At 65.8% G+C, this 4,406-nt stretch carries 5 protein-coding genes; 3 read left to right on the top strand and 2 right to left on the bottom strand.

From position 1 onward, the window contains the following. The first annotated feature begins 230 nt into the window (after positions 1-230). Genes ITP53_RS54035 through ITP53_RS54025 form a run of 3 tightly spaced genes read left to right on the top strand, consistent with a single transcriptional unit; the run spans position 231 to position 3,295 of the window. Complete coding sequence (locus tag ITP53_RS54035; RefSeq protein WP_195903256.1) at positions 231-1,508, top strand: ABC transporter substrate-binding protein; 1,278 nt, start codon at positions 231-233, stop codon at positions 1,506-1,508. A 9-nt stretch (positions 1,509-1,517) separates the two neighbouring features. Next, positions 1,518-2,459, top strand: coding sequence for a carbohydrate ABC transporter permease (locus ITP53_RS54030; protein WP_195903255.1), 942 nt, complete (start codon positions 1,518-1,520; stop codon positions 2,457-2,459). Further along, the gene (locus ITP53_RS54025) at positions 2,459-3,295 is read left to right on the top strand and encodes a carbohydrate ABC transporter permease (RefSeq protein ID WP_195903254.1); all 837 of its coding nucleotides are present in this window, start codon (positions 2,459-2,461) and stop codon (positions 3,293-3,295) included. The genes ITP53_RS54030 and ITP53_RS54025 overlap by 1 nt, the downstream gene beginning before the upstream one ends. A 211-nt stretch (positions 3,296-3,506) precedes the next feature. On the opposite strand, the gene ITP53_RS61640 is transcribed toward ITP53_RS54025, so the two are convergent. Then, positions 3,507-3,986 (bottom strand): flavodoxin, encoded by a 480-nt coding sequence (locus ITP53_RS61640; protein WP_207757719.1) that lies wholly within the window; start codon positions 3,984-3,986, stop codon positions 3,507-3,509. Further along, on the bottom strand, positions 3,938-4,306 hold the full coding sequence (locus ITP53_RS56755; protein ID WP_207757718.1) for an NADPH-dependent FMN reductase family protein: 369 nt from the start codon (positions 4,304-4,306) through the stop codon (positions 3,938-3,940). Before ITP53_RS56755 ends, ITP53_RS61640 begins: the two co-directional genes overlap by 49 nt. Positions 4,307-4,406: the final 100 nt, after the last annotated feature.

Genomic DNA, 4,406 nt, shown 5'->3' with positions numbered 1-4,406 from the left:
GACGTCATGACCGTCCTGCGCGACGCGCTTCTCGGCAAGCTCTGGATGCCACCCGACCCGGCTACAGCCTGACGCTACGGAGCCACCGTACTCACGCACGCCTCCAGACGATCACACAGCGCGATCACCAGAACTCGACATGCGCTGGGGGTGAATGCTTACCTCATCGGTCTAACGGCAGCCCCAGGGCTTGACGCACCACTCACAGAAGACAAGAGATGCATCGAACAATGACGTATTCGTATCATCGCCGCCCGCGGCATCTGGCCGTTGCCGCCGGCGCCGCTCTGTCGGCTCTCGTCCTTTCCGCATGCGGCGTGGCCGGCACCTCCACCGGCTCAGGCGACGGTAAGTCGCTCACCGCGGTCTTTCTGTCCGGGGGAGCCTACGACCCGTGCTCGGATGCCTATGCCAAGAAATTCACGGCCGAGACCGGGATCAAGGTAAATGTCATCCACGAGGGATACCCGACGCTGCACGATAAGCTGCTGACGACGCTGTCGAGCGGTGCCCAGAGCTACGACGTGATCATGGCGGCCTACCAGTGGATCGGCGAGTTCTCGCCCTTTCTGTCACCGTTGAGCACGAAGGTCAAGGCGGACCCCTCGCTGCGCGGCGTCATCCCCTCGGTGACGCAGACCTACGTGTTCAACAACGAACAGTACGCCGTCCCGTTCAGCGCCCAGGCCGAGGCCCTCTTCTATCGCAAGGACCTGTTCGACAAGGCGGGCCTGAAGCCTCCAACCACCTGGGACGAATTCCAGAAGACCGCCGCGTTCTTCACCAAGAATCCGAAGTTTCCCGGCGTGTACGGCACCTCGGTCAAGGGCGGCGAGGCGAATGTGCAATCGGAATTCAACGACCGCTACTACGGGCTCGGCGGTAAGGTCCTTGGCGCCCCCGGAAGCAAGCTGGACGTGGGCCTGGCCACCAAGGCTCTCACGCTGCTGAAGTCGGACGAGGACGACTACTCGCCGGCTGGCGCGCGGCAGGCCACCTTCGTCGAGGCGAGCGCCCAGTTCGCCGCCGGCAACGTGGCGATGGCGGCGCTTCAGCCGACAACAGTCCTGTCCCAGATCACACCGAAGACAGCCGACAACAAGGTTTACGGCAAGGTAGGGGTCACCAAGCTCCCCGGCGGCGTCGGCGAAGCGGGCGGCTGGGGGCTGACGATTCCCAAATCCTCTCCCAACCAGGACAACGCCTACAAGTTCGCCTCCTACATGGCCTCGGAGAGCGCCGACCACGACTGTTTCGTCAAATACGGCAAGAGCCCCGTACAGGCGTCGGTCTACCAGGCGAGCGACGTGGCCGACCACTTCTACACCGACGGCATCAAGAGCGCCCTGGAGACCTCACTGCCCCGCCCGAGCGGCATCACGGCCGGAAAGATCAACACGATGTTCACCGACGTCGCGGCGCGCTTCACGGCGGGTCAGATACCCACCGCCGATGAGGCGGCACAGCAGATGGCCCAGCAGTACGACGAGCTCGTCAACGACCAATAGCGGCCCGACATGACCACCTCCTCACGCACTCGCACGCCAACCGCCAAACGCCCAGACCCTGCGCCCGCCTCCAACGTCGCGGTGACTCGGTCCCGGCGGCCATCGGTCTACTTCTGGCTGCTCGCGCCGGCCGTCGCTATCTGCCTCGGCTTCGTCGTCTACCCGTTGTTGCGAACGGTGTACCTGAGCTTCACCGATCTGGACGCGACTGGCCAGGCGGGCTGGATCGGTGTGCACAATTACGTTGAGATGCTAGGAGACTCCGCGTTCTGGAACTCCCTGCGCGTGTCGGCGACCTTCATCGTCGTCGCCATCGCCGTGGAAGTCGTCCTGGCATGGACGCTCGCGCTCCTGCTGGAAAGGCGCGTCTCCGCACTGAGCAACGGCCTGCGCATCATCTTCGCCATCCCGATGATGTTGTGCCCGGTCGTCATCGGCATCACCTGGCGGGCATTGCTCAACCCGACCTTCGGGTGGATCAACGCGCTGCTCGGAACACCGAACACCGACTGGATCGGCGATCCCGCCAAGGCACTGTGGGTTCTCATCGCGGTCGACGTCTGGCAGTGGACTCCGTTCCTGTTCATGCTGATCTCGGCCGGGCTTCTTTCCATTCCTGAGGAAGTTCGCGAAGCCGCCCGCCTTGACGGGGCGGGCGCGGTGCGCATCCTGCGGCACATCACCATCCCGATGATGCTTCCCGTCACGCTGATCGCGATCCTGCTGCGCACGCTGGATGCGACCAAGACCTTCGACCTGCCCTACACCCTCACGACCGGTGGGCCGGGCACATCCACCCAGACGATGGCCATCTTCCTCTACCGCAACGCGTTCGCCGAGTTCGACCAGGGCTACGCCTCGGCCGTCGCAGTCACCATCACCATCGCCCTGACTCTCTTCGCCACGGTCTACCTGTGGATTACCCGGCGAGTCGAAAGGAAGCTGACCTGATGAAACTCGCCGGCCGGATCGTACTCGGCGGGCTCCGGCTCGCCGCGATCCTCGTGCTGCTGTTCACGACGCTGCTGCCGTTCGCGTGGATGCTCAGCACGGCGTTCAAGCAGAACTCCGAAATCCTCGTCTATCCGCCACGGCTGCTACCGACATCGCCGACCCTGGACCATTTCAAGACCGTCTTCCTCAGCGGAACCGTTGGCCCGTTCTTCCTCAACAGCCTCATGGCGACGGTCTTCTCCACCGCGCTCACCCTGGTCATCGCCACGCCGGCGGCTTACGCCCTGGCCGCCCACCGCTTCCCGCGCGACGCCGGCCGGCACATCGGCCTGGGCTTCCTGCTGCTGAGGTTCCTGCCGCCGTTCGCGATCGTGATCCCGCTGTTCGTGCTGATGCGCAGCGTCGGTCTGATCGACACTGTGGCGTCTCTCGTCATCGTCTACACGGCCTTCCACCTTCCGCTGGCGATATGGATGATCCAGCCGGCGGCCGGCCAGATTCCCCGGGCGATCAGCGAAGCGGCCTCTGTCGACGGGGCAGGACCGTTGCGCACCTTCTGGAACGTGGTGCTGCCGCTGCTCAGGCCCTCCATCGCCACCGCGGCCGCATTCTGCACGATCTTCTCGTGGAACGAGTTCTTCTTCGCGCTCATCCTGACCACCACCAAGGCCAAGACGTTCCCGGTGCTTGTCAGCTCCTTCGTGACCGACAGCGGGCCGCAGTGGGGCACGATCGCGGCCACCTCGCTCGTGGCCATCCTGCCGATCATCGTGCTGTGCGTCTTCCTGCAACGCCACCTGGTGAGCGGCCTCACCGCCGGAGCCGTACGTTGACACCGCTGAGCCTGCATGCGTGTCGGGAGGCGGAGTACATGGAACGGCGCTCGACTACCGGCCGACATCATGCCTTCTGTGGCCGTGTACCGGCGTGAGATCGCCTTGCGGCTCGTCGTCACCAAAAGGGCGGCCCTCCCCGGCAGCCGTCGTGCGTATGCTGTGCGAACACGACGAATCTGCCGCAGCGCGGCATCAGCCACCGGATGACTCAGATGCTTGCGGGCCTCGGGACCGTGCGAGGCTCACGCGGAGCCGCTTGATGGTGAGCGTGTAGCTCCGGGCGGTGGAGCGAGAAGCCGGAGACGCCGCAGCCATGCTTGGACGGCGGCGTCGGCGTCGTTGACCTGCTCGCCGCGGACGGCGAGGCCTTCGGCGATGGTCGCGCCGGGGCAGGTGGCGGCGTAGTCGCGTGCTGGGTGGTTCCCAGGCCGCTCATGGCGTGGGTGGTGAACGGGACGACGGTCTTGCCGCGAAAGTCGAGGCCCTCGGTGAAGGTCGACATGGTCAGGGGTGCTCGGACGTTCCAGATGGGGCTGCCCAGCAGCACTGTGTCGTAGCGATCGATCGAGGCAAGGGGCCGGCGATGGCGGGCCGGGCGTCGGCGTCTTGTTCGCGCACGTTGCGCGCGACGGTCTGCTCCTAGTCCTCGGGGTAGGGCTCGGCGGGTTCGATGCGGTGGACGTCGCAGTCGATGCGGCTACTGATCATCTGGGCGAGTACTTCGGTGTTGCCGACCTTGAGGTCACGGCGCCCTCCGTAGTAGTAGTAGTTCTCGCCCGCCCGGGAGAAATAGGCCAGCAGGCCGGGCTTGCTGGCCGGGGGCGGCGTGTGGGGTCGCTTTGCGCGCTCGTCGGTCGGAGGCTCGGGCGCGGGTGGGCGTCGCCAAGAGGCCGAGCAGGCGCCTGCCTGCAGGGTGACCATCATCGTGGCTCCCGCCGCGAGTGCTCCGCGTAGCAGTGAGCGCCGCGCCAGCGCGGCGGGTTCATTGTTGCCGGTGCCTGTCGTCATGGTCTGTCCTCGCGTGAGAGGTGAGCGGGCCATGAAGCCGGCGAAGGCGGTGGCTGGGTGAGGTCGATGCGTGTGGCGGCGCCGGGGGCCTGGCCCCCGG

The organism is Nonomuraea cypriaca (assembly GCF_015645445.1).
GTDB classification, from domain to species: Bacteria; Actinomycetota; Actinomycetes; order Streptosporangiales; family Streptosporangiaceae; genus Nonomuraea; species Nonomuraea cypriaca.
Note: the sequence above shows the minus strand (reverse complement) of the source record. Positions and strands in the feature narration are given on the sequence as shown.

Bases quoted from the DNA above. Each gene is read 5' to 3' on its own strand.
- ITP53_RS54035 (WP_195903256.1), top strand. From the start codon at position 231: ATGACGTATTCGTATCATCGCCGCCCGCGGCATCTGGCCGTTGCCGCC.
- ITP53_RS54030 (WP_195903255.1), top strand. From the start codon at position 1,518: ATGACCACCTCCTCACGCACTCGCACGCCAACCGCCAAACGCCCAGAC.
- ITP53_RS54025 (WP_195903254.1), top strand. From the start codon at position 2,459: ATGAAACTCGCCGGCCGGATCGTACTCGGCGGGCTCCGGCTCGCCGCG.
- ITP53_RS56755 (WP_207757718.1), bottom strand. From the start codon at position 4,306: ATGACGACAGGCACCGGCAACAATGAACCCGCCGCGCTGGCGCGGCGC.